Raw genomic sequence first — 4,257 nt, forward strand, 5'->3', positions numbered from 1 at the left:
CGGCCTTCCGAGAGCAGGATGATCTTCTTGCCGTCCGGGAATTCCACGTGGTGGACCTGCGGCTTGATCTCGTCCCACTTGAAGTTCTTCAGGCCGGCGACCTGAATTTCCGAGTCGAAGTGACCGATGTTGCAGACGATGGCGTTGTTCTTCATCCGGCGCATGTGGTCGACCGTGAGGACGTCCTTGTTGCCGGTCGCGGTGACGTAGATGTCGCCCTTGTCGGCGACGTCTTCCATCGTCTGGACCTCGTAACCTTCCATCGCCGCCTGCAGGGCGCAGATCGGGTCGATTTCGGTGACGATGACGCGCGCGCCGCCATTGCGGAGCGAGGCGGCCGAGCCCTTGCCGACGTCGCCGTAGCCGAGCACGACCGCGACCTTGCCCGAGAGCATGACGTCGGTGCCGCGACGGATGGCGTCGACCAGGCTTTCACGGCAGCCATAGAGGTTGTCGAACTTCGACTTGGTGACGCTGTCGTTGACGTTGATGGCCGGGAACGGCAGCTCGCCGCGCTCGGACATCTGATAGAGGCGGTGAACACCCGTGGTGGTTTCTTCCGACACGCCGCCGATGGCGTCGCGGATAGCCGAATAGAAGCCCGGCTTTTCCTTCAGGTAGCGCTTCATAACCGTGTAGAGCGCTTCTTCTTCCTCGTTCTGCGGGTTGTTCAGGACCGAGGGGTCCTTCTCGGCCTTCGGACCCAGCACGCAGAGCAAGGTGGCGTCGCCGCCGTCGTCGAGGATCAGGTTCGGATAGCCGCCGTCGGCCCATTCGAAGATCTTGTGGGCGTATTCCCAGTACTCGATCAGGTTTTCACCCTTGATCGCGAAGACCGGCGTGCCCGCGGCGGCGATGGCCGCGGCGGCGTGGTCCTGGGTCGAGAAGATGTTGCACGAGGCCCAGCGGACTTCGGCGCCCAGGGCTTCCAGGGTCTGGATCAGGACGGCGGTCTGGATGGTCATGTGCAGGGAGCCGGCGATGCGGGCGCCCTTCAGCAGCTGATCCTTGCCGAACTCGGCGCGCACGGCCATCAGGCCCGGCATCTCGGTTTCGGCGATCGCGATTTCCTTGCGGCCGAAATCGGCCAGGGTGATGTCTTTCACGACATAGTCGGTCATCGGGCGGTCCTGTCGGAGAGGGTGGTTTGACGGCTCTATAGCCTTCCGGTGGCCTCAGGGCAACCAAGACATAAAGATGTCTTTATATGACTAACCGCCCCAGAACGGCGGAGCCGCCGCCACATGGTCCATCGCCTTCACCGCGGCCTTGGCGGTTTTGGGCTTCTCGGCCTCGCGCAGCGCCAACAGCTGGCGAGCGGCGGCCAGCGCCTTCCCCTTCAATTTCAGGCGTTCGACCAGGGCGCCGGCCACCGCCGCGTCATTCATCAGGCCAAGTTGATCCTGTAGACGCTTCAGGCTCTTGATGAAGCCTTTGCAGGCCTGCGCGTCGAACAACGCGGCGAACGCCTCGGCTGAGTAGCGGAGCTTCTTGGCGGCGAGCCGAGCTTCATGACGACCGGCGTCGTCCTGGTCCGCCAGGTCGGCGCCGCGTTTCAGCAACGCCTTGCGGCGGCGCTCAAGGGCCTTGGCCGCGAAGCGTTCGGCCGGCATGTCGCGGCGCTTGGCCGAAGCCTTGCCGCCCTGGGTCAGCCAGGCGCCGATCTCGACCCAGGCGGTGGTCTCCAGCACCAGCTCGCGGAAACGGCCGGAGGCCACGGCCGCGCAGGCCTTGGCGTGCCCCCGGGCGCGGGCCGCATCGACCGCGGCGAGCAGCGGCGCGAAGTCCAGCGCCGGATCGTCGAACTTGCCGACGTCGGCTGCGAAGACGTCGAAGTCGCGGGCCTCGTCGCAGGCGCCGGCCAGCCATTTCAGTTCACTGGAGATTTCATCGACGCGGCCGTCGTCGACCAAATTCTTGAAGGTCGAGATCGTGCTGCGCAGGCGCCGCACGGCGACGCGAAGCTGATGCACCGCCTCGACGCTGTCGGCCTGGCGCAGCACCACGCCGTTGGCGGCGATCTGCACCAGGGTGTTGCGGGCGATGGCCTGGAAGGCGCCGGCCGCGGTCAGGCCGCGCGCCAAAGGCGCCTTGTCGTGACGACGGGGCGAGCGGTCGGTGCCGTCGATCAGGCCTTGGCCCTGCGAGGCCTTGCCGTCGAACGACAGATAGAGCGGCGCGGTTTTCGACAACTCCCGGGCCAGATCGAACATCGGCGAGCAATCGCCGTCCTTCAGTTCCAGCTCGACCTCGCTGATCCGCCGACTACGATCGCCGGCCTGGACCTCGCCCTCGTCCACCGCCATCTCGATGGTCGCGCCGCCGTAGTCGAACGTCCGCTGGCGCCTGACCACCCGCACGGTGAAGATCGGCGCCAAGCTCGCCCGCTTGGCGGCGGTCGGCAAAGCGTCCTTCAGGGCTGGCAGCGTCAGGTCGAGCCCCTCGCCGTTGATCGGCTTCTCGTGCTCTTCGCGGGCAAAACCGTCACCGCGCTTGAGCGTCTGCACTTTTTTTGAGCCGCCCTCGCGAATCCGCAACGAAATCCGCGCCTGCCGCAGATCGCCCTGCGGGGTGTCAAAGTAGGTTGAAACCAACGTCTTTTCATAGGTTTCGCCGACCGGCGCCGCGGCCAGAACGGCCGCGAGGTCCGCTGGCTCGCAGAGGAACTTCAACTCGATCTCGTCTTCACCCGCGCTCATGCGCTACACGCTCCCGGCTACGCGCGGCTTGCCTCACCCGAGGGCAGATCGCCCATACTGGTGTCGCTTGTTTGAGGAGGCTCCCCATGAACGCTCCAATCGCCCAAGGTTTCCGTCCTGTCGATCCCGCACAGCCACGGCATGACTGGACGCTAGCCGAGGTTGAAGCCCTGTTCGAGCTTCCCTTCACCGAGCTGGTGTTCCGCGCGGCCGAAACCCACCGCGCCTGGTTTGACCCGACCGAGGTGCAGCTCTCGCAGCTGCTGTCGGTCAAGACCGGCGGCTGCGCGGAGAATTGCGGCTATTGCAGCCAGTCCCAGCACTTCGAGACCGGCGTACCGGCCAGCAAGCTGATGGACGCCACCACGGTCATCGCCGCGGCCATGGACGCCAAGGCCGGCGGAGCGCAGCGCTTCTGCATGGGCGCCGCCTGGCGCGACCTGAAGGATCGCGACGTGCCGAAGGTGGCCGCCATGATCTCCGGCGTGAAGGCCCTGGGCCTGGAGACCTGCGCGACGCTGGGCATGCTGACCAAGCCGCAGGCCCAGGCGCTCAAGGACGCCGGCCTCGACTACTACAACCACAACCTCGACACCGGCCCGGACTATTACGACAAGGTCGTCACCACCCGGACCTATCAAGACCGGCTCGACACCCTCGAGGCGGTTCGCGAGGTCGGGATGTCGACCTGCTGCGGCGGCATCGTCGGCATGGGCGAGACCCGGACCGACCGCGCCGGCCTGCTGCACGCCCTGGCCACCCTGCCCGCCCATCCGGACAGCCTGCCGATCAACGACCTGATGCCTATCCCCGGCACGCCGCTGGGCGATTCCGAAGCGGTCGACGGCTTCGAGTTCGTGCGCATGATCGCCGTGGCCCGCATCGTCTGCCCCAAGACCGTCGTGCGACTATCGGCCGGCCGCGAGCATATGAGCCGCGAACTTCAAGCCCTCTGCTTCATGGCCGGCGCCAATTCGATGTTCATCGGCGGCAAGCTGCTGACCACCTCGAACCCGGACAAGGACACCGACGCCGCCCTGATGGCCGACCTCGGCATGAAGCCGATGACCATGAAGACAGCGGCCGTCCCAGCCTAGGCGACTAACGGCGCGCCCCAGGAAGGGCGCGCCGACGAGCGCGCGACTTCCATCCCCAGCCAATGTCGGATCGGGGCTCGGCTATTCGTCCTGCGGTCTAGTTTGAGGCCTCGCCCGCCCCTATCTGCGGGGACGCCCGAAGGAGCCCGCGTGCAGCCCATCATTTCCGTATCCAGCCTGTCCAAGAGCTATGCGGGGGGCTTCCAGGCCCTCAAGAGCGTAGACCTGGAGATCCGCGCTGGCGAAATTTTCGCCCTGCTCGGCCCCAACGGGGCCGGCAAGACCACCCTGATCAGCATCATCTGCGGGATCGTCAATCCCACCTCCGGCCAGGTGCTGGCCGACGGCCACGACATCATCACCGACTATCGCGCCGCGCGATCCAAGATCGGGCTGGTGCCGCAGGAGCTGTCGACCGACGCTTTCGAAACCGTGTGGGCCACTGTGAGCTTCAGCCGGGG

Annotated in this window: 4 protein-coding genes; 2 read left to right on the top strand and 2 right to left on the bottom strand. The window is 66.1% G+C overall.

Annotated elements, in window-relative coordinates:
* Together Q7T84_RS10125 and Q7T84_RS10130 are read right to left on the bottom strand one after the other, a co-directional pair.
* Window positions 1-1,121 (bottom strand): adenosylhomocysteinase (locus Q7T84_RS10125; RefSeq protein WP_304808373.1); only part of this gene is annotated, 1,121 nt, incomplete at its 3' end.
* Between the two features lie 90 nt (window positions 1,122-1,211).
* A complete protein-coding gene (locus tag Q7T84_RS10130) occupies window positions 1,212-2,699 on the bottom strand; it encodes a CYTH and CHAD domain-containing protein (protein WP_304808375.1) in 1,488 nt (495 codons plus the stop codon).
* Between the two features lie 86 nt (window positions 2,700-2,785).
* Between Q7T84_RS10130 and bioB the strand changes: the two genes are divergently transcribed.
* Window positions 2,786-3,796, top strand: coding sequence for a biotin synthase BioB (bioB, locus tag Q7T84_RS10135; protein WP_304808377.1), 1,011 nt, complete (start codon window positions 2,786-2,788; stop codon window positions 3,794-3,796).
* Window positions 3,797-3,898: 102 nt separating this feature from the next.
* On the top strand, window positions 3,899-4,257 hold a 359-nt coding region (locus tag Q7T84_RS10140), incomplete at its 3' end, for an ATP-binding cassette domain-containing protein (protein ID WP_370653645.1).

This window comes from Phenylobacterium sp., assembly GCF_030654915.1.
In the GTDB taxonomy this organism is placed as follows: domain Bacteria; phylum Pseudomonadota; class Alphaproteobacteria; order Caulobacterales; family Caulobacteraceae; genus Phenylobacterium.